Annotated in this window: 25 protein-coding genes; 8 read left to right on the forward strand and 17 right to left on the reverse strand. The window is 36.4% G+C overall.

What is annotated here, in order from left to right; translation table 11 throughout:
• Positions 1-49 precede the first annotated feature (49 nt).
• From G8761_RS16165 to G8761_RS16175, 4 genes are all read right to left on the reverse strand, one after another.
• A complete protein-coding gene (locus tag G8761_RS16165; RefSeq protein WP_166028495.1) occupies positions 50-439 on the reverse strand; it encodes a PD-(D/E)XK nuclease family protein in 390 nt (129 codons plus the stop codon).
• Positions 440-648: 209 nt separating this feature from the next.
• On the reverse strand, positions 649-771 hold the full coding sequence (locus G8761_RS27660; protein WP_275940709.1) for a hypothetical protein: 123 nt from the start codon (positions 769-771) through the stop codon (positions 649-651).
• A gap of 327 nt (positions 772-1,098) precedes the next feature.
• Positions 1,099-3,282, reverse strand: a complete 2,184-nt coding sequence (locus tag G8761_RS16170) for an outer membrane protein assembly factor BamB family protein (protein ID WP_166028497.1) — start codon at positions 3,280-3,282, stop codon at positions 1,099-1,101.
• A 228-nt stretch (positions 3,283-3,510) separates the two neighbouring features.
• A complete protein-coding gene (locus G8761_RS16175) occupies positions 3,511-4,047 on the reverse strand; it encodes a hypothetical protein (protein WP_166028499.1) in 537 nt (178 codons plus the stop codon).
• A 219-nt stretch (positions 4,048-4,266) separates the two neighbouring features.
• Between G8761_RS16175 and G8761_RS16180 the strand changes: the two genes are divergently transcribed.
• Entirely contained in the window at positions 4,267-5,736 is a 1,470-nt protein-coding gene (locus tag G8761_RS16180; protein WP_166028501.1) for a M20 family peptidase, read from the forward strand.
• Between the two features lie 274 nt (positions 5,737-6,010).
• Here G8761_RS16180 and G8761_RS16185 read toward each other — a convergent pair whose 3' ends face one another.
• The 4 genes from G8761_RS16185 to G8761_RS16200 all read right to left on the reverse strand — a co-directional run bounded on the left by G8761_RS16185 (position 6,011) and on the right by G8761_RS16200 (position 12,518).
• Positions 6,011-7,945: an FUSC family protein gene (locus tag G8761_RS16185; RefSeq protein ID WP_166028503.1), complete on the reverse strand. Its 1,935-nt coding sequence runs from the start codon at positions 7,943-7,945 to the stop codon at positions 6,011-6,013.
• Between the two features lie 323 nt (positions 7,946-8,268).
• On the reverse strand, positions 8,269-8,727 hold the full coding sequence (locus G8761_RS16190; protein WP_166028505.1) for a hypothetical protein: 459 nt from the start codon (positions 8,725-8,727) through the stop codon (positions 8,269-8,271).
• A gap of 194 nt (positions 8,728-8,921) precedes the next feature.
• Positions 8,922-10,961, reverse strand: a complete 2,040-nt coding sequence (locus G8761_RS16195; protein WP_166028507.1) for a catalase — start codon at positions 10,959-10,961, stop codon at positions 8,922-8,924.
• 231 nt (positions 10,962-11,192) lie between these two features.
• The gene (locus tag G8761_RS16200; protein WP_166028509.1) at positions 11,193-12,518 is read right to left on the reverse strand and encodes a phenylacetate--CoA ligase family protein; all 1,326 of its coding nucleotides are present in this window, start codon (positions 12,516-12,518) and stop codon (positions 11,193-11,195) included.
• A 225-nt stretch (positions 12,519-12,743) separates the two neighbouring features.
• Here G8761_RS16200 and G8761_RS16205 point away from each other — a divergent pair, with 225 nt between their 5' ends.
• The 3 genes from G8761_RS16205 (at position 12,744) to G8761_RS16215 (ending at position 14,177) form a co-directional block, all read left to right on the forward strand.
• On the forward strand, positions 12,744-13,436 hold the full coding sequence (locus G8761_RS16205) for a DUF421 domain-containing protein (RefSeq protein WP_166028511.1): 693 nt from the start codon (positions 12,744-12,746) through the stop codon (positions 13,434-13,436).
• 53 nt (positions 13,437-13,489) lie between these two features.
• Entirely contained in the window at positions 13,490-13,669 is a 180-nt protein-coding gene (locus G8761_RS16210; RefSeq protein ID WP_166028513.1) for a hypothetical protein, read from the forward strand.
• Between the two features lie 103 nt (positions 13,670-13,772).
• Positions 13,773-14,177, forward strand: a complete 405-nt coding sequence (locus G8761_RS16215; RefSeq protein ID WP_166028515.1) for a DUF2892 domain-containing protein — start codon at positions 13,773-13,775, stop codon at positions 14,175-14,177.
• A 211-nt stretch (positions 14,178-14,388) separates the two neighbouring features.
• Here the strand turns inward: G8761_RS16215 and G8761_RS16220 are convergent, their stop codons facing one another.
• The gene (locus tag G8761_RS16220) at positions 14,389-15,222 is read right to left on the reverse strand and encodes an aminoglycoside phosphotransferase family protein (RefSeq protein WP_166028517.1); all 834 of its coding nucleotides are present in this window, start codon (positions 15,220-15,222) and stop codon (positions 14,389-14,391) included.
• A gap of 338 nt (positions 15,223-15,560) precedes the next feature.
• Here G8761_RS16220 and G8761_RS16225 point away from each other — a divergent pair, with 338 nt between their 5' ends.
• Positions 15,561-16,337 (forward strand): alpha/beta fold hydrolase, encoded by a 777-nt coding sequence (locus G8761_RS16225; protein ID WP_166028519.1) that lies wholly within the window; start codon positions 15,561-15,563, stop codon positions 16,335-16,337.
• 4 nt (positions 16,338-16,341) lie between these two features.
• Positions 16,342-16,860, forward strand: coding sequence for a phosphatase PAP2 family protein (locus tag G8761_RS16230; protein WP_166028521.1), 519 nt, complete (start codon positions 16,342-16,344; stop codon positions 16,858-16,860).
• A 25-nt stretch (positions 16,861-16,885) separates the two neighbouring features.
• Here the strand turns inward: G8761_RS16230 and G8761_RS16235 are convergent, their stop codons facing one another.
• From G8761_RS16235 to G8761_RS16245, 3 genes are all read right to left on the reverse strand, one after another.
• The gene (locus G8761_RS16235; RefSeq protein ID WP_166028523.1) at positions 16,886-17,143 is read right to left on the reverse strand and encodes a spore germination protein; all 258 of its coding nucleotides are present in this window, start codon (positions 17,141-17,143) and stop codon (positions 16,886-16,888) included.
• A 131-nt stretch (positions 17,144-17,274) separates the two neighbouring features.
• Entirely contained in the window at positions 17,275-17,892 is a 618-nt protein-coding gene (locus tag G8761_RS16240; RefSeq protein WP_166028525.1) for a lysozyme family protein, read from the reverse strand.
• 100 nt (positions 17,893-17,992) lie between these two features.
• Complete coding sequence (locus G8761_RS16245; RefSeq protein WP_166028527.1) at positions 17,993-18,325, reverse strand: hypothetical protein; 333 nt, start codon at positions 18,323-18,325, stop codon at positions 17,993-17,995.
• A 270-nt stretch (positions 18,326-18,595) separates the two neighbouring features.
• Here G8761_RS16245 and G8761_RS16250 point away from each other — a divergent pair, with 270 nt between their 5' ends.
• On the forward strand, positions 18,596-19,432 hold the full coding sequence (locus G8761_RS16250; RefSeq protein WP_166028529.1) for a DUF4362 domain-containing protein: 837 nt from the start codon (positions 18,596-18,598) through the stop codon (positions 19,430-19,432).
• A 253-nt stretch (positions 19,433-19,685) separates the two neighbouring features.
• Here the strand turns inward: G8761_RS16250 and G8761_RS16255 are convergent, their stop codons facing one another.
• Entirely contained in the window at positions 19,686-20,444 is a 759-nt protein-coding gene (locus G8761_RS16255) for a PAS domain-containing protein (protein ID WP_166028531.1), read from the reverse strand.
• A gap of 245 nt (positions 20,445-20,689) precedes the next feature.
• Between G8761_RS16255 and G8761_RS16260 the strand changes: the two genes are divergently transcribed.
• Positions 20,690-20,962: a DUF2188 domain-containing protein gene (locus G8761_RS16260; RefSeq protein WP_166028533.1), complete on the forward strand. Its 273-nt coding sequence runs from the start codon at positions 20,690-20,692 to the stop codon at positions 20,960-20,962.
• A gap of 114 nt (positions 20,963-21,076) precedes the next feature.
• Here the strand turns inward: G8761_RS16260 and G8761_RS16265 are convergent, their stop codons facing one another.
• The 4 genes from G8761_RS16265 to G8761_RS16280 form a co-directional block, all read right to left on the reverse strand.
• Positions 21,077-22,411 (reverse strand): VTT domain-containing protein, encoded by a 1,335-nt coding sequence (locus G8761_RS16265; RefSeq protein WP_166028535.1) that lies wholly within the window; start codon positions 22,409-22,411, stop codon positions 21,077-21,079.
• A gap of 249 nt (positions 22,412-22,660) precedes the next feature.
• On the reverse strand, positions 22,661-23,836 hold the full coding sequence (locus G8761_RS16270) for an MGDG synthase family glycosyltransferase (RefSeq protein WP_166028537.1): 1,176 nt from the start codon (positions 23,834-23,836) through the stop codon (positions 22,661-22,663).
• Positions 23,837-23,990: 154 nt separating this feature from the next.
• Entirely contained in the window at positions 23,991-24,590 is a 600-nt protein-coding gene (locus G8761_RS16275; RefSeq protein ID WP_166028539.1) for a DedA family protein, read from the reverse strand.
• Entirely contained in the window at positions 24,587-25,300 is a 714-nt protein-coding gene (locus tag G8761_RS16280; protein WP_207789242.1) for a polysaccharide deacetylase family protein, read from the reverse strand. The genes G8761_RS16275 and G8761_RS16280 overlap by 4 nt, the downstream gene beginning before the upstream one ends.
• Between the last annotated feature and the right edge of the window lie 85 nt (positions 25,301-25,385).

Raw genomic sequence — 25,385 nt, forward strand, 5'->3', positions numbered from 1 at the left:
AATTCCGATTGTCTAAAAATAACCTTCCCCATGATTAGAAAGGTTGTTTTTAGGAATTGCACATTTCAAGAAAATTACTTTTGATGCATTTCTTTTCATAACTGGTCCGTGGGAAATATTCAATACCCACCGGGATATTCTCTTCTTCATCTATAAGGTACTTGCCCATTTCCAGACAACTTAGCTGGACTCGTTCATTAACTGTATCCAAATCAAAGTCTGTAAGCGAATAAGTCCGGCATTTGCTGGTCAAGAGAGATTCGTTTCGAATTTCAATTTTTTCAAGAGGCGCTTTAAACTTCTTTTTCAAATACAATGCGTAAAGGGCAAGCTGATTACGGTCCTCTGCTGATTCCTTGCCCGTTTTCCAGTCCACAATGACCCACTTCTCAGAAATAATATCCCTGTAAAGGAATTCGATTACAATAAACACCTTCACCCCATTGACCTCATCGTGCGAAACTGCTCCGCTTCAACAAATTCCATTTCCCTTTTATATTGGATTTCCATGAAACTCTTACTTTTAAGAAAGTTTTTTATACAAACCTCTAACTTGTCCTGTATATCCTTAATTTGTTCTTCATTCAAACCGCCATAATAATAAATTTCATGTAGCATTTTAAAATACTTTGGCCTGGAGTACCACTGTTAGTGATTTTTAAGAGAATCTATAAAAGCATTATTTAATTTATTCCCTACATACTTTACAAGCTGTTCTTCACTTGGTACTTGATCTATGGTTAAAAAGTTCTTTACAACAGCATCAATCATTTCGTGGACAACTTCCCCAAACAAGATTGGAAGATTAGTAATATTTTTTTAACGGTAAGCTTGTTTTGCCCTTTCAGGTGAATCCTGGAACCAGCCTTTATGAGAAGTGTAATAATTTAAGCCGTACTTGCGCGAACAAACCATTAATGTTTTATGCCTTGTAAGTGACCAGGAAAATTCGGGATAGGGCCGGCTCTGAAACATAGTAATCTCCTTTAAAATTCGATATTTTAAATTTTATTATACTATAACCAACTATCCGAAATAGATATATTATCATGGACCTTTTATGTAAAAACGGACCAGTAATATACTGGTCCGTTAAGTTTATTTATTTTGTTTTTTCGATACAACCTCAGTAATATATGATGTTACATCTTTAATTTGCTGGTCTGTTAAAAGGTCACCAAAGGCAGGCATCACTGTTCCGCCTTTTTTAACCCTTTCCATTACTTTTTGCGGATCCTTAGCTATATCACTTTGTTGAAGGTTAGGTCCGTTATGTCCCCCTGCACCTTGTTCCCCGTGACATGCCAGGCAGTTTCCTTTAAATACCTTTTCACCATCATCAGGATTTCCCTTTGCAGTTGAAGTGTCTTTACCTTTATCCTTATTATCATTCTTCTTGGCCTTATTATTTGTAATAGTCCCTGATTTGATTTTTCCGTCAAGGGAGAAGGTCCATAAGGAGTCTCCATGCTTAGAACCAGCCAGGGAATTTCCCGCTACAAGAACAGAAATATATTCTTTTCCACCAACTTCATATGCAACTGGAGGTGCATTTACGCCAGCGTCCGCTTTAAATTCCCATACCTGTTTTCCTGTTTTCGCATTGTAAGCAATTAATCTTCCATCATTATGACCCACGAATACCAGACCGCCTTTAGTTGTTAAAAGGCCGCTGTATGCGGTCGCATTCCATTTATTCTGCCAGGCAATTTTGTTAGTCTTAACATCAATAGCTGTCACTGTACCTTTTAAAGGTGCATCCTGTATCGGCTGGATGATACTTCCCCAATAAGTGTCTCCCGGTTTGTATTCTTCTAGACTTCTAGTAAAAGTAGAATACTGATCAGAACCTAAAACGTAGAAATATCCGGTTTCAGGACTAAATGCTGATGGCGGCCAGTTTGCTCCTCCAAATGTTGATGGCTTTACAAGAAGCGCTTTTTCCCAATAAGGAGTAAATATTTTGCCAAAATTACCGTTATAGCCTTTTACCTCTTTTTTGATCTGTCCTTCTGTTACTTCCTGTGGTACAAACGCATCGCCCTTAGGAATAGGCTGTGTCGGCGAAGTATTTTGCCTTGGTTCCTGCGGTACGGGTTTTTCATCAATTCCTACCAATGGCTTACCATTTGTCCTGTCAAGAATGTATACCCATCCAGTTTTACCTGCCTGGCCAAGCGCCTTTCTGGTCTTTCCATCTTTTTTTACATCAAATAGGATAACTGGGTTAGGGGCATCCAGGTCCCAAAGATCATGATGAACCTCTTGGAAATGCCATTTATAATTACCAGTCTCCGCATCAATGGCGACAATAGAAGAAGAAAAAAGGTTATCCCCTTTTCGCTTACTTCCATCTAAATCCGGTGCGGCATTTCCTGTTGAAAAATTAAGCAATCCTAAATCAGGGTCAACCGCTGGCGTTTGCCAAACCGGAGCTCCTCCATGTTTCCAAGAATCATTGTCACTTGGCCATGTTTCATGCCCTTTTTCGCCAGGTCCGGGAATGGTATAGAATCGCCAAAGCTCCTTACCATTTTTGGCATTAAAGGCCGTAAGCCTGCCCCGGATACCATATTCACCGCCTGCAACCCCGGTGTATACCTTTCCTTTATAATATAGAGGAGCATTTGTGATAGTATAACCTTTTTTCGCATCATCAACTTTTGTTGACCAAACCTCTTTACCTGTCTTCTGATCAAGAGCCACAAGTCTTGCGTCCAGGAGACCGACAAAAACCTTACCATCACCAATTGCTACCCCACGGCTTGTCCAGCCGCAGCAAACAGTATCAAGATCTCCGATATCTGGTTTATAAGTCCATAACTTATCGCCATTTTTGACATCAATGGCAGAAACCTGGTCAGCCCCGGTAATTACATACATAACACCTTTATAAACAACCGGTGTAGCCTCACCCGAATACTTAAACTCAAGTCCCGAGTTTAGGTGAGTGACCCATTTTCCTTTTAGGTTTTTAATATTAGAAGTATTAATTTCATTTAATGAAGAGTAACGCTGGTTGGATATATTCCCCCCATTTGCTATCCAGTTTTTCTTTGGTACCGCTTTCAATTGTTTAGCTGTAAATTTTGGAGCGGTCACTGCAGTATTCTTTTTGGGATTGTCTTTCTCTTTGGAAGCAGTTATTTTATGGCCCTCTTTTGACTTATTATCCGCTTTTTCATTATTATCCACTGTTGTTAAAAAGAAATAAAATAGAACGGAAACGATAATAAGAGCAGAAAATCCAGCAATAACACCCCAATTACTTTCTGATTTCAATCCTCTCCACCTGCTTTCTTATAAAATTATTGGGAAATTTCTCGGCTTAATTTTTTTTATTCCACTCTTTTATAAAAGTAAACAAAATGTAATGTTTGAAATTATTAAGATTTGATGAGAAAATACTCTATCATTTGTTTAAGCCTTTGAAACTCTTTACTTGTATTCTTAGGACTAAAAAGGTTATCCCAATTTTGAGATAACCTTATCCGATCTTATTTTATTTTTTTAAATATTGACAGAGGAATTGCTTTCTTTTGATATTGATGTATTGACTGAGCTTCTTAAAATCAGTCCGGCAGTGATTACTCCCAACAAGATCGCGGCTGCAATTGTAAGGAAAGCCCAGACAAGAGCCGGTTTTACTACCATTAAAAATAATATAGCGATTGTTAACATTGTCATAATTATAACTGAGTTCCATAGTACCCTGTTCCTAACCTTTTCTTGTAAACCAGCTGAAGGAGTACTCTCAGTTTCAGATTTAACAGCATTTAAAATTCCTTTTAATTTGCGTAAGTTGATTGCTGGTCCCATAATTGTCATAACAATCAATGCTGCAAGAGATATGTTCACCCAAGCAATTTTCCATCCCCAAGTGGAGAAAACCAAATATAAGCCAGGCACCAAAATAAAGATTACACTTAATGGAAGTAAACCATCAACCTTTACAGCTAATGAAGACCAAACTTTCAAGTCATCCACCTTCTTGGCATGTAACATTCCCATCATTGCAGTAAGAGTGATACCAACTGCAACAAACATGATCACTACCCCTAAAATATGAAGAAATAAAACTAAGTTATACAACATTGACTAAAACCCTGCTTTCTACCTATTTTTAGATTATTTTATCTGAATTTTTAGTATAATAATAGTACTAAATGTAAAAATTTCCTTTTTTGAAATGTACCTCTGTATTCTAAAAAAATGATCCATCCTATATTAATAAAAAAAGAAGGTAAAAAATTAGGGGGAATGTCAATGAAAAAATGGAAGTCTATTCTATTATTAACCGCTGTATTGGTTGGTCTATTTATAATTGTGACAGTAATAAACACTTTAACTGTCAAATCGAAACAGCCCACCCCGCACACTGCTAAAGTCTCCATCAACGAAAAACAAGCGGTAGATCATCTATCTAAAGCCATTACATATAAAACAATCTCCTATGAGGACCGCAGTAAAATTGATTTCTCTGAATTTGATAAGTTTATAAATTTTTTACAGGTTAGCTTTCCAAAAATTTATAGGCAGCTTGAATTTGAGAAAGTGAACCATTACGGTCTTGTGTATAAATGGAAAGGCACTGATTCCAGTAAACATCCAATTGGATTGACCAGTCATTATGATGTGGTTCCAGTTTTAAAAGGAACGGAAGCAAATTGGAAACAGCCTCCCTTCAGCGGGGCTGTTCTGAACGGGATAATCTGGGGCCGCGGATCTTTGGATGATAAGATTGGCGTTATCGGAATTTTACAAGCAGTGGAATATTTACTAGACAAAGAATTTAAACCGGATCGTGATATATATTTGATGTTCGGCTTTGACGAAGAAATTGGCGGAGACGAAGGGGCAAGCATGATAGTAAATACACTTAAAGAAAGAGGAATTAAGTTTGAGTTTGTTTTAGATGAAGGCGGAGCGATTGTCGAAAACATGGTTCCAGGTGTTAAAGCCCCAGTGGGTGTTATCGGTGTGTCCGAAAAAGGATCTGCGACTGCGAAATTATCAATTGAGGGCAGCGGCGGTCACTCTTCCCAACCAAAAGACCACACCAATATTGGGCGAATAGCAAGCGCGATTGCCAAATTAGAAGATACACAGTTTAAAGGAGAGCTTAAAGGCCCTGGAAATGATTTATTTGAATTTGTCGCTCCAGAGATGAACTTTGGAATGAAGTATGTGTTCGCCAATAAAATGGTTTTTAAGCCTCTCATTGAAAAGATATTACTGCAGCAGCCTGCATCAGCGGCCTTAATCAGAACAACGATTGCGCCTACCATTTTCCAGGCAGGGGAGCAATATAATGCCTTACCAGAACAAGCATCCGCCATTATTAACCTTCGGCTAATGCCTGGTGATTCATTATCAAATGTAAAAAAGTTTATTGAAGATACAATAGATGATAAAGATATTAAAGTAACTGTGGAAGGAACAGAGGCTTCGAAGGTATCCACTGTGGACAGCTGGCAATTTAAAACCGTACAGCAGGCGGCACGGAATGTTTATAATCATGCAGTCGTTGCTCCTTACTTAATGTTTGCAGGCTCTGATGCAAGACAATATGACCCTATCTCGAAAAATACTTACAGGTTCTTACCTGTTCAAATTACTTCAGAGGATTTAAACAGAATGCATGGGACCAACGAACGTGTCAGCGTCAAAAACTACATCAAAGCAATTAAATTTTATGCAGAAGTCATAAAGGAATCGAATAAGAAAACAGAATAGTTTCTTTTCGCTACGAGACTTTATTAGCTACAAAAGGCTAGTTTCCAATAGAGAAACTAGCCTTTTGCGCAAATTTTTTTGTATTGGTGTCTTTTAATGCCCTCCTCGGAAATCCTCAATTATGCTTTCGCATTTGCTTCGTGTGTCTTCTATTCAAGGGTGCTATTCAATGTCCCTCTGGAAAAGGAGTCCAAGGGAGCCCCGCAATTTTCATAGCGTTATTCTTCATAAAAAAGCGAGAGTCAGCTTACCCTCCTCTCGATTTACTTTTTATTTATTTCTCCTTTAGTTGCATTGCAAGCATAAGTGATTTTATCTCATTTTGAATTGCCGGAAATCCTTCGATTTCAGGAATATTACTTAGCGGTGGCGATAGTTCTCGATTTACTGCGTTTGCCATTTTTTCAAAAATGAATATTAATTGTGCAAGTGACTGATCGCTAAGAAGCGGCCGATTCTCCATATGGGCACTCTTTTCAAGCAGGTATCCTAATTGTTCCAGCGAAAAAATAATTGGCCAGTAATATTCAACGGCATCTTTGTTTAAAGGAATTTCACCTGCTGCAGTACTATAGAGGGTCTTTAAGTTCGTTAAATTAGTTCTCACTTTGTTCCGCTCTCTGCTTTTTTCAGGATTAAAACCTCTTCCCTGATCAGAAAACAGAATAAACAGGAACTGCCCCTGACTCCGTATCGTTTTCGTTAATAAATGCGGCAAACGGCTTGAGGCTGAACGTCTTCCGATTAATAAAACTCCAATTAAACCAATAAGGCTTCCGATAGCCACATCCAACAGCCTGGCTGAAGCAAAATAGGAAAAGGTAAAGTTTCCTTTGCTTACACTTTCAGCCATAAGTAATGCGTTCGGAGTAAAGAACAAGGCTGCAAGCCCATAATTTTTTACAATAAACAGTTCTGTTATAAATGTTAAAAGAAGAACAAATAAAGCAATAATAAAACCGGTTGGGTGCGTGGCTAAAACCAAACTGGCAATTAATATCCCGATAATTGTACCAATCCCTCTTTGAATCGCCCGGTGATAGGTTGCCACTATTGTTGCTCCTGACATAACCGCTACACAGGATAACGGTACCCAATAGGAACGCTGAAAACCAAACTGATAGGCAATAATAGCAGCAATAATAATGACAATTCCAAACCTTAAAGCAGAAATAAAAACAATTGAGTTTTTATCAATAGCACCAAGAAAAACTGTTTTAATCGAAGTCCTGGATATCCCGATAACTTTATTTATTTTTGTTACTGGTTCATTTAAAACAGCATCAGCCTCAAAAACTTTAGAGAATAGCCCTGCAACTGGCCTACTTATATTTTCAGGCTGGAGAATTAATTTTAAATCGTTGTCTATTCTATCTTTTTGATTCAATCTGTTTGCAATTTCTCTGAGTGCTTCCCCTATCTCAGGTGGAAGCATGGTTCGGTCACCCTGAAAATTTCCAAGTATGTACATAAATATGGAATTTGCATGTTCATTTAATATATAAAGCCTCTTAAACTTGTCAGTTGTTCTCCATGAAATATACCCGGCATTAAGATTGTCTTCTGCTTCCTTAAGGGCCGACATTACTCGTTGTCTAGCTCCATGATATTTCTCAGTTCCCACGGAATCAACGAACGAAGCCAGGGCAAAAAATTCTCTTTTTACCATATCTGTTTCCGGACCATGCGGATTGGAGAACCATCCCAACATGGCAATAATCCACGATAAAACTCCTCCCAAGAAAGCAAGACCTGAACGTAATAGAGCAAGTTCTGGATGAACCGGCATTCCGGTTGTCATTGCGAAAACTAAAACGAAAAAGATAGCAGAAGGCCCAATAATTTTTAAAGCACCAAAAATAAAAATGGCTCCAGCACCAATGACTCCCATTAGAATTGCCGTAGCAAATGGATAAGGAGCAGCCAAAGTCCCTAAAGCCGTTACAAAAGAAATACCCAACACTACAAAGAATAATTTTTTTGCTCTTTGAGCATAAGGAATATTAAATACATACAGATAGGTAAAACCGCCCAGCCCTGCTAAAAGTCCATACTGAAAATTCCCCAATAATAATCCAATAAAAATGGGAAGCGATGCAGCTAATCCTGCACAGAATGCCTTTACCCAGGGGAATGGTTTATTATTCACCATCAAAGCCTGTCTTAATAAAGAGGGCGAAGATTTTGATTGCCTATTGTTTTGTGTCATGCTGATTACCCCTTTTTCAAACTGCAGCCCTTCGAACCTTGTATCCCAGGCCCTATATAAAGGTTATAACTACTTTATTCTAAATTCAACCTTTTAGGGCTCAAACTAAATGTCCCCAGTGTGAATCGATATTCAAAAAAGCATAATCCAAATAGAATTATGCCCTTAATAGCAGAAGTATAATATTCTCAGTGAAGAGATTAATGAGTCAAAAATCTTCTGCTAATTCCTTATTTTGGCAAAATAAAGAATTAGTCAATTTGTTTTAACATTTATATTTTCTCCATACTTTCATAACCTGCAAGAAGCCCAATCTTTCTAGGCTAATGCCTGTCACCAGCCCATTTGAATACTGAATAAAGGCCAGCAACAACCGAAATCAAAATGATAAAAGTATAAAAATTAAAAAATAATGTATTAGTATATTGATTAAGCCATGGGAATCTGTATATCCTGGATGTCTTCTGAGCGGGTGTGCCCCCTAGTTGATCAATCAAATTCAAAACATATGTGTATTCAAGATAACAAAATAAGAGCAGAAGAAATAAGGAGCACACAGAAATATACTTTAAGGTTTTTGGACTCAGCTCCAGATTGTCTAAATCCGACCAAAGCTTAAAAGCCAATAACAGAATAATGATAACGGTAGGAAGGATAAATAAGATACCCAAATTTCCGTTGCCTGAAATAGTCTTTGGACTCATGGTTACTGATTTAATAAAGTATAAAGAGATAAGACTTAAAAGCAGTAAAATCTTTGTGCTTAAGGACAATAATTTCATGCTCTTCTCCTTCAATTAAGTTTTAACTTCCCATGAATAAATATTTTTGAATCATTTACATTCTATTCAACTAACATTCTATCTATCCCTTTAAAAACATTTTATTTCTCTGACGTTGATAGTTTTCAAAAACAGAAATTTGTCCAATAAAAAACAGAGAAGAAATTATCCTCTCTGTTTGTTTATAACCTATCCTATATCTGTCTCTCCCAATGGCGATGTGCAGCTATAGCTTCTATAAATGCAGAAGAAAACTCTTTTGGCTCTTCTCCAGTAATTACACCCGGACTGTCTTCCAGTCCCGCAATGATGTTTATTCCCTCATGTGTGGCACCAATCGGCTTATAGTGATTAAATGCTTCAGTAATAAAGTAGGAAGCTTCTTTCATTAATTTATCATTTAAATTTTTACCACCAGCCGAATACAAAGCGTCAAAGAGTACGGAGTCACATGTCAGGAAGGTATGATCAATTTTCAGTTCCATCCCTTCCTCCCCTTTTAAAGTACCGAGATTCTCACTAATAATTTCTGGCTGGATTCCCTCTTTTTTTAACGCTTCTAAAATTGACATTACTTCGTTATCCTTAAATCCTTCTGCGAGGATTACCCCTACTTTACGGGTATTTGGCAGTTTCTTGGTATTTAACATACTTAGAGCAGGGGAAGACTTTCTATTTTCAGATACCTTTGCTTCCGGCGGATTCGCACCAATTGCCATGGCAAATCCTGTGGCCAGCACCGTACTGACATTGGCAAACATGTCGACCACTTGTTGCTGTACAGATTTACTCTTTACCTTGCCAAGCTCAAAACTAAAAGCATCAATAATGTGCTTTTTCTCTGGTTCACTCATACTGTTCCAAAACATCGTTGCCTGTGTGAAAAAATCTTTAAAACTTTCACTTCTGCTGCGAACTTTTCTGCCTTCTACTTTCTCTTGGAAATGGACATAGCCACCCTCTGCTTCAGTGGCTGGAGCAGGTGTATTGCCGCTAAGCGAATTGTTATGATAACTAACGCGGCCAACATTAATAGTTTGTCGGCTATATCCATCACGCTGATTGTTATGGAAAGGGCATACAGGCCTATTAATCGGCAGTTCATGGAAGTTAGGGCCGCCGAGACGAATCAGCTGAGTGTCCGTATAGGAAAACAAACGGCCCTGTAATAGAGGGTCATTTGTAAAATCAATGCCCGGAACAACATGTCCAGGATGGAAGGCCGCCTGTTCTGTCTCTGCAAAAACATTATCAACATTCCGGTTAAGAGTCATTTTTCCAATTATCTTAACCGGAATATCCTCTTCAGGCCATAGTTTTGTAGGATCCAATATATCAAAGTCAAATTTAAATTCTTCTTCTTCGCTAAGAAGTTGAACTCCTAATTCGTATTCAGGATAATCGCCTTTTTCAATAGACTCCCATAGATCCCTGCGATGGAAATCGGGATCCTTACCAGCTATTTTTTGTGCCTCATCCCAAACCAGTGAATGTGTCCCCAGGACAGGCTTCCAATGCAATTTTACAAAATGGGCCTTACCCTCTTCATTAACCAAACGAAAAGTATGAACACCAAACCCTTCCATCATTCGGAAGCTTCTTGGTATTGCCCGATCTGACATCGCCCACATTACCATATGAGCAGACTCCTGATTATTGGCAACAAAGTCCCAAAAAGTATCATGGGCGGATGCTGCTTGTGGCATTTCATTATGGGGCTCCGGTTTAAGAGCATGCACTAAATCAGGAAATTTAATTGCATCCTGGATAAAAAAGACAGGAATATTATTTCCTACCAAGTCATAGTTTCCTTCCTCAGTATAAAACTTGGTTGCGAATCCCCTTGCATCACGGACTGTCTCAGCAGACCCGCGTGAACCGGCAACAGTTGAAAACCTAACAAATACGGGTGTTTTAGCAGCTGGATCCTGTAAAAACTTCGCCTTTGTATATTCTTTCATTGATTCATATACTTCAAACTCTCCATGAGCAGCAAACCCTCTTGCATGGACGATTCGTTCTGGAATTCTTTCATGATCAAAGTGGGTCATTTTTTCCCTGAAATGGAAATCCTCCATTAATGTAGGGCCCCGATCACCAGCCTTTAAGGAAAACTCATCTTCTGAAACCTTTAACCCTTGATTGGTAGTGAGAATCTTATCCTTGTCATCCGCTCTAAAATGCTCTAGCTGCTCATTTTTACTTTGACTATTCACTTTTCGTTCTTCACCCATTCAGTTGTTCCTCCTCTATATTTCTTTTATGTAAAAACAGGATGCCATCACTGTTTACCCTGTTTAAAAGCACTAAAAACAATTGGATAGCAATTTTTAAGCCTGAGTATCTCAGCGAAATTTATGGGTTCTTCTTTTGATAGTAAAAAGCTTCCCTTCATCAAAAGGGAAGCTAGATTTTAACATTTAATTTTGTATTAATGATCTATGAAATCTTCAATCGTTAATTCATTAACCCCCCATCTTCACTTCAGAGTGACTAACTATCCTTACCGCTTTCCCTTCTGATCTAGGAATAGACTTTGGCTGCAGAATTTCTACGTCAACTGTAATGAGGCAATGACTTTTAATAATTCTTTGGATTTCTTTTTTGAGGTTGTCTATTTTGGTGTGATGCATATCGCCATTCACTTCATAATAAAGTGATTCACATACTTCTGCCTGAAGTTCGATGTGCTGGAGGCTGCCTTTTTTAAAGAGGTGGATTTGATAATGCGGTTCGAGTTCTTTGACATGCAGGAGAAAATGCTCAATTTGTGATGGAAATACGTTAACCCCTCGAATGTTCAGCATATCATCTATGCGGCCTTTTACTCGTGACATTCTGATAGTAGTCCGCCCGCATTTGCATTTTTCTCTATTAATTGAGGCCACATCACCTGACCGGTACCGGATGACAGGAAAAGCTTCCTTCGTTAAGCTTGTAAATACCAATTCCCCATCCTCGCCATCTGGAACAGGCAGAAGTGTAAGTGGATCAATGACTTCAACAAGGAAATGGTCCTCAGCGATATGTAATCCATCCTGTGCCTCGGGGCATTCCATTGAGACACCGGGCCCAATAACTTCACTTAATCCGTAAATGTCACATGCTTTTATATTTAGCCTATCTTCTATCGTCTGGCGCATTTCCTCAGACCATGGCTCTGCTCCAAGAATTCCAAACTTTAACGATGTTTCTCTAGGATTCTTTCCCAGCTCCCCCATCCTTTCGGCTAGATTTAATAAATAGGAAGGAGTACAGCAAATAACAGTTGGCTTAAAATCTTCAATAATGGTAATTTGCCTGTCTGTATTTCCTCCAGATACAGGAACCGTCACCATCCCTAGCTTCTCACTTCCATAATGAAGGCCGAGTCCGCCTGTAAACAGACCATATCCATATGCATTGTGCATGATTTCCCCTGGCTTTCCTCCGCCAATTGTGATTGCACGGGCCACTATTTCTGCCCAATTATTAATATCATTTTTCGTATATCCCACTACAGTTGGCTTACCGCTCGTGCCGGAGGAAGCGTGAATACGGATTAACTCGTTTTGCGGAACAGCAAATAAACCAAATGGATAATGGTCCCTTAAATCCTTTTTCAAAGTAAACGGAAGCCTTGTAATGTCTATGACTGATTGAATATCACCAGGTTTTACTCCCAGTTCATCAAACTTCTTTTTATAAAAAGGAACCTTTTCGTATACCCTCCTAACTGTTTGCTGAAGATGCTGCAGTTGAAAATGTTCTACCTCACTTTTGGAAGCGGTTTCAAAATTATGCAAAATCATTCAGAAATACCTCCATATCCTTTGATATATATAACGAAATTTTTCCGACTGCGTATTTTTTCGTCTTTCTATTACCACTTAATTTAACTTAGATACACTATATTGTCAATAATATTCAAAATATTTCGCATTTATAAAATGAATCACTAATACTAGAAATAAGGATTAAGAAAGGAGAAAAAAGACAAAATAACATATGCCATTATTATCCTTAGGAGCCGCCCAATGCCAGAATATACGGAAATCATCATTAGGACCTTAATAGCATTTATTTTACTTTGGACTTTTGTTCATATCCTTGGTAAACAGACCATTTTCCAAAAAACGTACCATCTTTATATTGCTTCGATAACAATGGGGACCCTTGCCGGGAATTTAGCTTTTAATATAAAAATAAAATTTGGTTACTTTATCTTATCTTTTTTTATTTTGGGGACAGTTATTTTAATACTTAATAAAATGGCCGTCGGTAATATTCGTTACCGTAAGTGGATAGTAGGCAAACCAATCATTTTAATTGAAAAAGGCCATATTCTAGAGAGTACGATGCTAGCAGGCGGCTTCACACTTGAGGATCTCAAGCAGTCCCTGCGGAAAAAAGGAATTTTCAATATAGATGAGGTGGCATTTGCCATTTTGGAGGTGGATGGCACCCTATCTGTACAAAAAAAGGCAGAATATCAAGCTATCACAAAACAGGACTTACACATTAATGTTCCTCCCACCACCACAGCAATTGAGTTAATATACAATGCTTGCATCTTAAGCAACAATTTACTAAAACACGGCTATAGTGAAGAGTGGCTAAACACTGAACTAAATAAAAGAAAACTTAAAGTTGAAGATATATCCTATGCTGTTATAGGAACACATGGCAATTTGTATATTGATCTGTTCCGTGACCATATATCTAATTAACCTAGTAGGATAAATTCAGCCTTATTGTTCATCTAATTTTAAGGGGTGATATAATGGAAAACCAAAATGCTAAAAACCAAAAAAAGCAAATTTCAACCAATCACAACAATGAAAATACTATGGATCAGCTGGGAGAAATCATTACAGAAACAGCAGAAAATATTAGTGATTCTATATCCCGAGTATTGAATCTAGTAAATGAAAAAAAGCCTTCTAATCATAATGAAGGGTAAATATTCGTGATAGCAGCTTGTTCGTTTACTGATTCTGAATCAGCGTAAGTCCTATTTGGCATACTACTAGATAATACCTTAATTTGAAAGCGAGAGGGATTATATGTTTTCAGACACTACCTTTTTACGGCCGACTTCAAAAAAAGTTAATATGAATACACCACCACATATCAATGAAGAAATCATGAGAGAGATTGATGAAAGTATTAACCTGTACAGAAAAAAATCTTCTCATGAAATAAAAGACCGCCTAAATGAATTAGATCATGAATGGGATACAGAACGGGTTTTAGAGATGAACTTCGCTTCCCTTGCATTGTGGTCATCTCTGTTGGGACTTCTTGGCAGCAAAAAATGGCTTTTTTTATCTGGAGTGGCCAGTGTTTTTATGATGCAGCATGCCCTTAAAGGCTGGTGTCCGCCATTATCAGTAATTAGGAGATTCAAAATAAGAACAGCCTGGGAAATTAACCAGGAAAGAGAGAAATTAAAGAAGCTAATACATTAAATCTTCTTAGGCCTTTTTACTTATATTGTCGATTTTATAAAAAAGCGCAAGCACTTGTTTGTAGGATGAAAGGCAGTGGCAACTCCTTTCTAACCTACTTTCCTGCGCGCCCCCTTTTCCGCAGGGGTGTCGCAGATTCCCTTACAATCAACAACATGGAATGTCAACACTTAACACGAAAGGTATACTCATCATTTTTCATTTATATATTTTATTTCCACAGTTCAGTTTCGAGCGTCCATTTTAAGCGCCTGACCCATTCCTTCTTGGCTTCAAGTGGTGCATTTTGTACCCTATACAAAACCTTCCACACCCTATAGACACAGTAAGCTTTCATTTCATCCGGCGAAAAGTGCATTGTATTAAAGGTCTCCATAAAAAGCGGGAGCAGCTCATCAGCATATTCCGGGTAATGAAGCCTCGTAAACCAGCAAACCCAGCCAATATCTGTTAAGGGGTTAGCCCACTCTGCCCACTCCCAATCCAGCACTGTTATTTTGCTGTTTTCGGTAAACAGGACATTATGAATGCCAAAATCACCGTGAGTTAATACCCAATTGCTTTTCTGGTCCTCTATAGAAGAAAGAATCTCTTTAGATTGCTGAATAAGGTCATCAGGAACAAAGTCCAATTTCAAATCAAGTTTTTGTAAATTGCATTCCCTTACGCCTTTTGGATCATTATCGTATTTCCTCGAGTGAATAACTTTCGCCAGAGTGTCTCCCATATATTTGTATAGCTCTTTTGTTCTTTCTATTTTCTTATTGTCCAGCAGGGATTGTCCATTAAAACCTTCCCGGTAATCCATAAGAATAATCTGAATGGCGTCTGTTTCAACCACATCAAGAATCTTTGGGGATATGCCTGAACCATCTAAAATTTTCAAACTGGAAATTTCATTATGTAAATCTTCATTAAAAGTGTTTACCACCTTTGCTACCATTTGTGGTTCAGTTCCTTCTAATAGAAAGGTTTCATTCGTGTAACCCCCAGACAAGCGGATTGGTGTTGCATTAAAAATTCTTTTTAATAATTGTTCAGTCAATTTTAAACATCCATTCATTTTAAATTGTATTTATTCACAATTTCTCTTTTGGTTTAGGTTAAATAATCATTGGAGAATTTTTTTGGTACTCCTATTTCTATAATAATCGAAATTCAGTTATATGGGAGCATTCATTAATTAATATTGAAATGGAAGAAATAATAAAAACTCGGGTTCATATAATATCCTGACTTGCTATAAGGAAACTTTTTATAAGAATTAGGACGGCAGAAGTCAGAGTTTTTGTATTTAAAATTGGATATTGTACATTATAAAAAGGACTAAAAAAGGTGGAGCTGGCAAAATTTTTTTATATATTTTGTGAGGTGTACAGGTACATGCCAATGTTAGATGTTGATGAGAGCAGCATATTTTTTTCAGTAAAAGGAAAAGGGGTTCCTATTGTATTTATTCATCCTCCTGTACTCACTTCCCTCAACTTTGTATACCAGGTTGAGGAATTATCACGAAACTTTCAAGTAATCACTTTTGATATTAGAGGCCATGGACGAAGTGATTATTCAAACAAACCAATAACCTATAAGCTTGTTGCAGATGATATTAAACATTTGTTAAATCATCTGCAAATTGAAAAAGCTTTTATATGCGGCTATTCTACTGGAGCATCTATCTTGTTGGAATTTTTACTTTTATACGAAAATCTTGCTTTAGGTGGGATCGCAATAAGCGGATTGTCCGAAGTAAGCGATAGCACTCTAAAAAAGCAGCTTACTTTGGCCATAAATCTGGCAAAGGCTGAGGCAGTTTCGGTTTTGTCGTGGGGAATATCCTGGACCAACTCGGATACAAAAAAGCTGTTTTTTAAGATGTTTAAGGATTCAAAAAAGGGGCACCCAAGAAACATTCAGCAATATTACGAGTATTGTCTAAGCTATTCTTGTACTAATCAGCTAGATAAGATCCATCTTCCAATTTTATTGATTTATGGTCAGAAGGATAAGCAATTTTATCACTATGCGGAGATTCTGCGTAAGAGATTAAAATGTAATGAACTGAAGTTTATTAATAATGTAAGCCATCAAATTCCTACCAAAAAAGCGAATGAGCTGAATCAGCTTATTAGCCAATTTATCCAAAACTCAGAAAACGGGTGATTTTGTGGATCTTAAAATTTTTCGTGCCATAAATCTTCTTTCAGGCCGTTCTTTACTTTTAGATAAATTCATGATATTAATTTCAAATAGAATCCGATATGTCTATATCGCTATCATGTTAATTATGTGGTTTAAAAAAAGGAACTATAAAAAAATGACGATTGAGGCAGTAATCACAATATTAATTACACTCATCATCCATTTTCTAATTAAAATATTTTATTTTAAGCCAAGACCTTTTTTAAAAAGACGTGTAGGAATACTTATTCCATCAAAAAAGGATTCTTCTTTTCCAAGTAAACATACCTTATTTGCTTTTGCAGTTTCAACTACCATCTTCTATTATAAGCGTACTTTAGGAACTATCATGTCAGTGTTATCTTTATTAACTGGCGTGTCCCGGATTTGGATAGGGCATCATTATCCTTCTGACATAGCTGGGAGCGCAATTTTAGGCTCCTTTATCAGTATGCTAATCCACAAAATATCATCTCTTATGAAAAAAACAAATGAAGTTTCATAATTAGTATTTTTCACTTTATTAGTAATTAAGTGCCTCTAACGCTCGGTAAATTGGACTTAGAATAATGAGGAGAATGGTCAGCTGCTTGCTCATTCATCTGTGTTAGAGGCGAGCCTAAAGCTGATGTATCAGCAGTTCCATTTATTTCCCCTCCCGAATTTGAACTTCCTGAACCAGATAAATTATTTGTGATTGAAATCGGGGAGATATAAACAGCTCCGCCAAAGTTAACAATACCTCCAGAAATGGTATTAATATAAATACCTTCACCACGGATCGCCACAAATAAAAGCTCCCCTCTAATTTTTTATATGTGTATGCACTGGATTATTATCTGTATAAACAAACACCTATACAACGCGTGTATCTTTTACCGAAATAAATAAAGCCCCCATAAAATAGGGGCTGGCTCATCTATATCTCCATCGATTTTTGCATAATCTTGGTTACAACAGGTATACTATCTTTTACCTTTTTGGTGTAGGTATAATCCCCAAAACAATATGGATATCGAAAATTGCCGAAATTACCTCCGCATTTATAGGTAGAGGGGGATTTCTTCACTTGGAATTCGGAATATGCTTTTGCTAAAGCTTCGGTATGCTTTAAGCCGTGCTTAGCAACAAAATCAATATAACCAGGGCCCATATTATAAGCCTGGATAATAGTATCAAGGTCTACCTTCTTTTTTCCGCCATAAAGATACATTTGATGAAAATGAAATACACCCTGCTGTATGCTTTTTTCAGGACTGTTAATTTCATTGCGCTGTTTTCCGGCTGATTCAGACGCCTGCATAGGATCATTTCCTTTTCCCTTGCTTTCCTGATACATGATTGCCATGAGCAATGGAGTAAATTGATCCATTTTATATTTTAACAACTCATTTGCTATTAGAGGTTTATATTGAAGCATTCGATCTTCCTGCGGCTTTTCAACTAGGGTATTATATGCCCAAAAGGAGGAAACAGCCAATATTAAAAGTATAATTGTAAAGAAAGAGCTTCCTTTTCTCCTTTTCTTTTTAGACATATATTCACCGCCTTACCCAACTAATTTTTAAAACATAATCTTCACAAGGATATATTATAATATAGAAATCTATTAAAATGCACCTGGTAAAGCCAATCATTTATAAAAGATTTTCGTTTAAACGATTTGCAGGAATTCTCCTCACTTTCGAAGAATCCACCTCTAAAACTAATAATTTCTTCTTTATCGGGACTAGCTTTTCAAAGCACTGTGCCCTTAAATGAAATAATAACATCCAAATGTTATTAATATCTGTTACATTCTCTCTAGACTTTGCACAATCATAGCCCCCATCAAAAATATCGGCATTATGTACGTTTCCCGTAAATTGAGGATGGAAAACAATGTTTGCTCCGGCTCCTCTTCTTACACCCAGCTCTTGTTTCCTGATATCCCTGCTTTCATGACAAATGAGATTTAAACCTAAATCCATTTACTTCTGTCCGCTGACGGGAGTATATCCAAAATCAGGTATAACTTTTTCTTTATTAGGCTCCTTATTATTTTTCCAGCTTACACGATTACATGTACAGCTAGAAGGCTTCCATCAGCCTCCTTCCATTCCATTTGCACAATAACTCGAATGAATGAGCCTTTTCGTTCCCTGTATTACTAATTTTTCAGGATAAATAAGGGTATTATTCTTATTAGAGTGGAACCTTATCCTATACTGACCGTCTACCTTTAAAAGGGGGGGATTTAATTGAAAAAGTTCATCCTGTCTGGATTTTTTATATTAACTTTTATTTTCTTATCTAGCTGCAGTATTTCTAAGGAAACAATTACAAAGCCCAAACCTGAGATTTTAGAGTCTGATATAACAGAAATGCATGGAAAAATGGAGAATGCAGAGAGACTTGACCTATTTGTGGAACAAGTAAACAAGAACGTAAAGGATAAAGTTCGGCTGGTCAGATATACAATTGAGGGAGACCCCATTTTTCACATCCTTGACTTTAACGGAGAAAAATTGATTTTGACAATTGATACTTCCTATGACCAATATGGTCAGGGTGGAAAAACCAAATATGAGTGTAAGGGTATTAAGAAAACAGAAACCGATGTTGAAACTAATTATTTTCTAACAGGATGCCCTAATAATGAAGTAGGAAATCTGCTTACGATTTCATATGACACAGGAAAAGAAGACTATTTTGGATTCAGGCTTAAGTTTGGAAAAACAAAAAAACAAGAGATTAATACTAAAGAACAGTCTGTAACAATGGCCCTTCCTAATGGAGATTACAAGGTCGTCAAGGATTTCCAATTATCCAGAAATGAAATGAATCAAATATATAAATATATGCTTTTTTCAAACTACCTTGGTGAAAAAAAGTTCTCATCCAATTGCGGTGACTCCCTAGAAACGCCGTATGAGCTGACAGTCTGGATTAATGATGCCACCCGGGAGATTAAATGGAAGGAATGCGACCAAAGCAAGGATGGCAAGAAAATGACTAAACTTGCGAATGAAATCATTTCTATTCTTAAAAAGAATCCGGTATACAAGGAACTTCTTCAGGATTTTAGCGGAATCTAGGCTTAAATATAAAAATAAACATTTAGTCGATGGTCAAAAACCTATGAATTTTAATTGTTTACCACACAAAAAAGCTTGGTTTCCCCAAGCTTTTTCCTGTTTATTATTTTTCATTGATTTTTTATACTTTTTGGAATAGTAATCCACTTACCGTCATCATAGCAGGACGGTTTTTAACCTGTTCCGGCAATGCATTATATTGAAGACTTGTTTGGTTTTCTTTATCCAGGTGATTTTTCACCACTCTGACTTCCTATTGATCAGATTTTATTATGTATTGCAATCCAGCATAAGCTGATTGGAAGGTCAAAATATTCTTGTTTAAATCACCAGCAGCCATGGCTAATTCTGGGCTAATTCCAACTAGAATACATTGTGTTCCTATCAGATTTAAACAGTCATTTAATTTTTGAAGCTCAAACTTCGTTTCCCCTTCAAATTCATACAAGCCACTAAGATCAATTAGGACGTTCTTAATACTATTTTGAGCGCATTGTTCTAAAACAGAAACGATTAACCGATCAGCACGGCTTTTATCAAACTCACCTATTAGAGGAAGAGCGAGGGTGTTTTCCCATATATTAATAATTGGAACAGACAATGCATTAATAAGCTTCTCTCTTCTTTCGTCTTCTTCCGCCTTTGTAGTAACGTCCATAAGCATTACAACATATCCGTCAATGTTTCCAGATTGAGCTTTTATTGGAGTAACCACAATATCAGCTACAAATCGATTTCGTATATTTATTCTTGCCCTATGTGTTTCAGTAACCTTCTCCATTACTTCTCGCTGATATTTTGGATTTTGATGAAAGCTATCCATGTTTGTACCAATTAACTCTTTTACAGTTGAATAACCGAATAGTGGAACCACATGAGATAACAGTTTAGCAGCAGTTTCATTCAGCCATACTATATTATAATTTTTATCAGCTAAAATGATATTTTCCCCGATACTATTTATCGCATTTAAAGCCTTTATATTTTCCGGCCAAATTCCTATTCCATTCATTTTTAATCCACCTTAAAACTTTAGTCACGCCATTATAGCACAATACTAACTAATATCCTTTTTCCATGGCCTAAACACCAAGTTAATTTAATCAATAATTACATTCTCAGGCAGATTATATAAAAATATACCTCTTGCTTATCCTTACGATATATTTGCCTCTTCTCACACCCTGGTCTATGTTTTTTACGATCCATTAGAGGGTAATGTTAAACCATGTACCAAATAATAGAGGAGGTATAACCATGGCCAACAATTCACATGATGGACGCGACCAATACTTTAAGGAAAGAGCAGGAACCGATGATGCCAGGTTCCATGTTGTACCCCACGATGAAGAGGGCTGGGCTATAAAAAGAGAGGGTGAAGATGAACCTGAATTTACTTCGGGATCCAGGTCCGAAACTATCAAAGAAGCAAAAAGAATGGCTGAAGAAACAGGCACTATGGCGTATATCCACGATGATGATGGGAAGATAGAAGAGCAATTTAACTACCAGGAAGAAGCGAACGAGTAAAGTGATTTCCTGCGTATATAGAAGGGCTGTCCTAAATGATAGGACAGCCCTTCTTATGTTATCTCTATTAAGAATCGGTAATCTTGAATAATTCCGTATGGAAATGAGAGATTATTATTGTTTTTTCAGCCTCATAAACCGACTTTTTTTATGAATAGGTTCATTTTTGGAGGACTCCTTTTTAAGTAGGTTAAAAAATCGAAACATTTCAAGTGCAAGAAGCATACCACTAATCCACACAGCACTAAATACATAGCCTGCCACCAGATCGCTTGGCCGGATTTGGTCAAGATAAATTCTGCTGGTGAAAGACCCAAATAAAACTAAAACAAAAAAAACAAAAGTTATGATAGATAAAATCCAATTTTTCTTATGCCGAATCAGCATGATAAATAGATATCCGTAAATCGACAAGACCAGGATTGAAGGCATATCTGGGAAATGAGGGCTGATCCTGTTACCCAATATAAATTGGGTAATCCAGTGAATTCCTTTTGACAATACAATATCCCCAGCTAAAGTAACAACCCAAAAACGCAGTTCAAGTGTCCTGTTTTTGTTATTAATATATATTACAATGGCACTTATTAATGCAATAACAGCTAATACCCTCAAGGATGACAAACGATTTAAAAAGACCGCAATTCCGTGCCAATGTTTATTAAATAAGGAAAAAATAATTGTCTTTGTCACAAGATTAAATTGGTCATTCTCATGACTGATAAAATTTTGGATAGTTCCCACCATTAAAGAAATGAAGATAACAAACAGGATAAAAATGAAAAAGATCATAAACTTAATCTTTAGGAAACTCTTATATTTCTTAAAAATAGCCTGGTTTAGGAGAAGAAATGATTCCTTTACAAATTCTTTATTTGCTTTAATGGCAATATAAATAAGCGCTATTATAGCAATTAGTATACTGGCAAGCACGAGCCACTTTTTTATTTCTGCTTCATACATGTCCCATTTGGGACCTAGCAATTTTCCTAATGAAATAAATACTCCTACCCAAAGCAGTACACCAATATTAGCAAAAATAGAAAATGTCCGGAAAGGAAGTTTGATTACACCTGATATAATACTAGCTATATGTCTGACTCCGGGTATAAAGAAAGAAAAAATCAAAAGTACTTTTCCGTATTTTTTATACCACGAAGACATTTTGTCCATCTTTTCAGGTCCCATATGAATATAATGACCGTACTTTCGAAAGAAAGGTGCGCCCAGTTTATATCCAAGCCAATAGGAGATAGTTATTCCAAGGCTTCCACCAAGACCCCCAGAAATAATGGAAAGGTATATATTCATTTTCCCTTGGAAACAGAGTACTCCAACATAACTCATAAGAGCTTCATTTGGGATAGGGAGAAAGATAAGTTCCAGCATCAATGAAATAAAAAGGACAATATATCCATACTGATTTAGCAAATGAATGATTTGATCCAAGGTTAACACCACCGTTTTAAATAAAAGCCTTTATATTTCAGAATTAAAAAAGTTAATATATATTACACTTTCCTAACTTTCTTTTGCTCAAACCATTCTACTGCTCAAAATAGAGGTAAAGAGAGTTTTTATATAAGATTAATTTAAATTTAAGTAATCTTTAATTTACCCATGAATAAAGGGAAGTATTTGCCTAAACAAAAAATAAAGGCTGCACAATGGACAGCCTTAATTCTTGTTTTAAAAACCTTATGCTTTTGCTAAAATAATCTTATTTTTTGAATCAGTTACCATCGAAGAGACATTTTCTGTTTCTTTCTCTAGTATCCAATTTATTATTTCTGCAATATTTTTAGTTTCATCAATTTCGATTTCGTTAAGGTAGGATTTGATGGACTTCCTCCAAACCTGCAACTTCTTCGGATTTTTTAAAATGCTTAACAATTGTTTCTCAAAGGGCTTACTTTTATCCAATTCAAATACAAGTCCTTTATTTTTTAAATACTTTAGATTTATTTTTTCCTGTCCAGGAAGGACAGAATGAATAAATATGGGGAGTCTTTTTTTCAGAACCTCACTTATCGTTACACCACCAGGTTTTGTGATGATGGCATCTGCCTTTTCATAAAGCAGGTTCATTTCTATGCGGGAAGAAAGATAAGGTAATGGCTTAAGTTGATCCAGTCTCCATGACAAGATTTCCTGGTACATTTTCTTGTTTTTTCCGCAAAGAACAATAAATTCAGAATGGGAAGCATTCTTTAAGTCTTCGACCAGGTTCATTATGCTCCCAAGTCCGTTATTTCCGCCAGAAATTAGAATTTTTGGTTTATATTTTTGGAGCTTTAACTTTTCTTTTTTAGTGATATCCTCATGAACTGGTATGCCAGTTACAATCATTTTTTGCCTTGGAACTTTATATTCCCTTAAAAGTTCCTCTTTTGCTTCCTGGCTTGGGAGGAAATGAACATCAATTCCTTCTCGTCCCCAAAAACTATTCATAAAGAAATCTGTATAGGCATTTATAATGGGGATATCACATTTCCCCATTGTTTTTAAATGGCTAAGAATATATGAAGGAAAACCATGTGTGCATATAATTAGGTCAGGCTTTTTCTCCGTTAATAGCTGTTCCATTTTCCGAAGAAAAAAGTGATGATACCATTTAAATGTATATTCCTTAGAGGAAGGCAAGTAAAAAAACTTTTTATAAGCCAAATTATACGTATTTGGTGCATATCGAATCCATTTCAAATATCCACTGCTAATAAATTTCTCTAAAGGTTCATTGCTATAACTCAATATATCAATCTTTTCAAGGACAATATCATCCATTTCCTTTTTTAACGTGTCCATTAATGCTTCTGCAACTTGATGGTGTCCCGACCGGATTTGCATAAGTGGTAAAAAGAGGATTTTCTTCATATTCCTTCCCCCCTTCCTCATATTTTTTTTGTGCCTTGCTCTCTATTCAATTTATCACCAAATTTATCATTTACACATGTTTTAATCTAATTCTAATGAAACTGTAAGAGTAAATTTATTTTCCAAAAAAGGAAAGTACCCATTTATCACCATATTAGGAGGACTGCCTGCTGCTTCTTTTTTTAATATACTTACTTACTGCAAAGATTAAAAAAATCAGTAAAAATACCATTCCTAAATAGGGTACATATGTGGGATTTATGTGAAAGATACTTCCAAGAAAATATCCTGCCAGGATATAAGGTATTGTCCATAGAAGAGCTCCTAACGCAGAAAGAGTCAAAAACCTGGTAAACGGGATTTTGGCAAGCCCAGCAAAGTAAGGACTTATTTGTCGCAAACCTGGCAAATAAAACCCTATGAGAATCATTTTCAGTCCAGTTTTTGAGTATTTAACATTCATTTTCTCCAGCCGCTCCCTAGTTATCCCAATATATTTTCCATACTTGTTTATAAAGGGATACCCTACATATTTCCCCAGAAAATAAGCTGTAAGCATGCCAATTATTGCCCCTAATACAGAAGATAAGAGAGACATCATAATAGACAGCTTATTTTGAATCATTAAAACTCCTATAAAGAAAAGCAATGACTCTTCGGGTGCCGGAATACCAACAATTCCGAAGAATAAAAATAAAAAAATGATGAAATATCCGTAATTCTGTATGTAGTTTAATAATGAATCTATGCTCATTGCTGCTCCTGCAAATGAAGATCTTTTAAAGTAATAAATTGAGTTTGCTTCTGGCATTCCTTCAAAAAAACTTCAAGGTTTTTCATCATGTACGCTGGTGCTTCTTCATCCGCTCCCATTGTTGTCCCGCAATCATGCAAAAGCAGGATCGAGTTTTTCCTCGGTGAAGCACGCAGATTATCTAATAATGACTTTTTACAGGTTTGAACTTTCCAATCGCCAAAGATATTGGACCACATGACAATTTGATATTTTCTGCTTAACAGGAGTGTAAATATATTAAAGTGTCCCCAAGGCGGGCGGTAAAAGTGAACATTTTGATTCGAATATTTTTCTATAGCTTTTTCTGTCTTTATTAATTGCTTTTTCAAGTGCAAAGGTGAAAGCATCCAGCTTGAAATATGTTTAAAGTGATGAATGCCAATGGTATGGCCTTCTTTACTCATTCTCTCAATAATTTCAGGGTATTTCTCTACTTTGCTTCCTACTACAAAAAAAGAGGCTTTTACACCATATTTTTTTAAGAGGTCCAGCAGTTCCGGTGTATATTTAGGATTAGGCCCATCATCAAAAGTTAAAGCTACTCCAGCTGCATTTGTATTTTTTATAATTCCCAGCTTAAACTTACGAATAATTATTGTTGGAAGAATAGAATATAGACAAAAAAACATTATCAGGATGATTAAGCAAGTAATAAATAAATAAAACATTATCATTTCAGTCCTTTATATTATGTCTTTATATTAATTATATTCTAAACCCTTTTTCACTTATACGTTTTAATCTCTGCAAATA

Origin of the sequence: Neobacillus terrae (genome assembly GCF_011393025.1) — a bacterium.
Taxonomy (GTDB): Bacteria; Bacillota; Bacilli; order Bacillales; family Cytobacillaceae; genus Neobacillus_A; species Neobacillus_A terrae.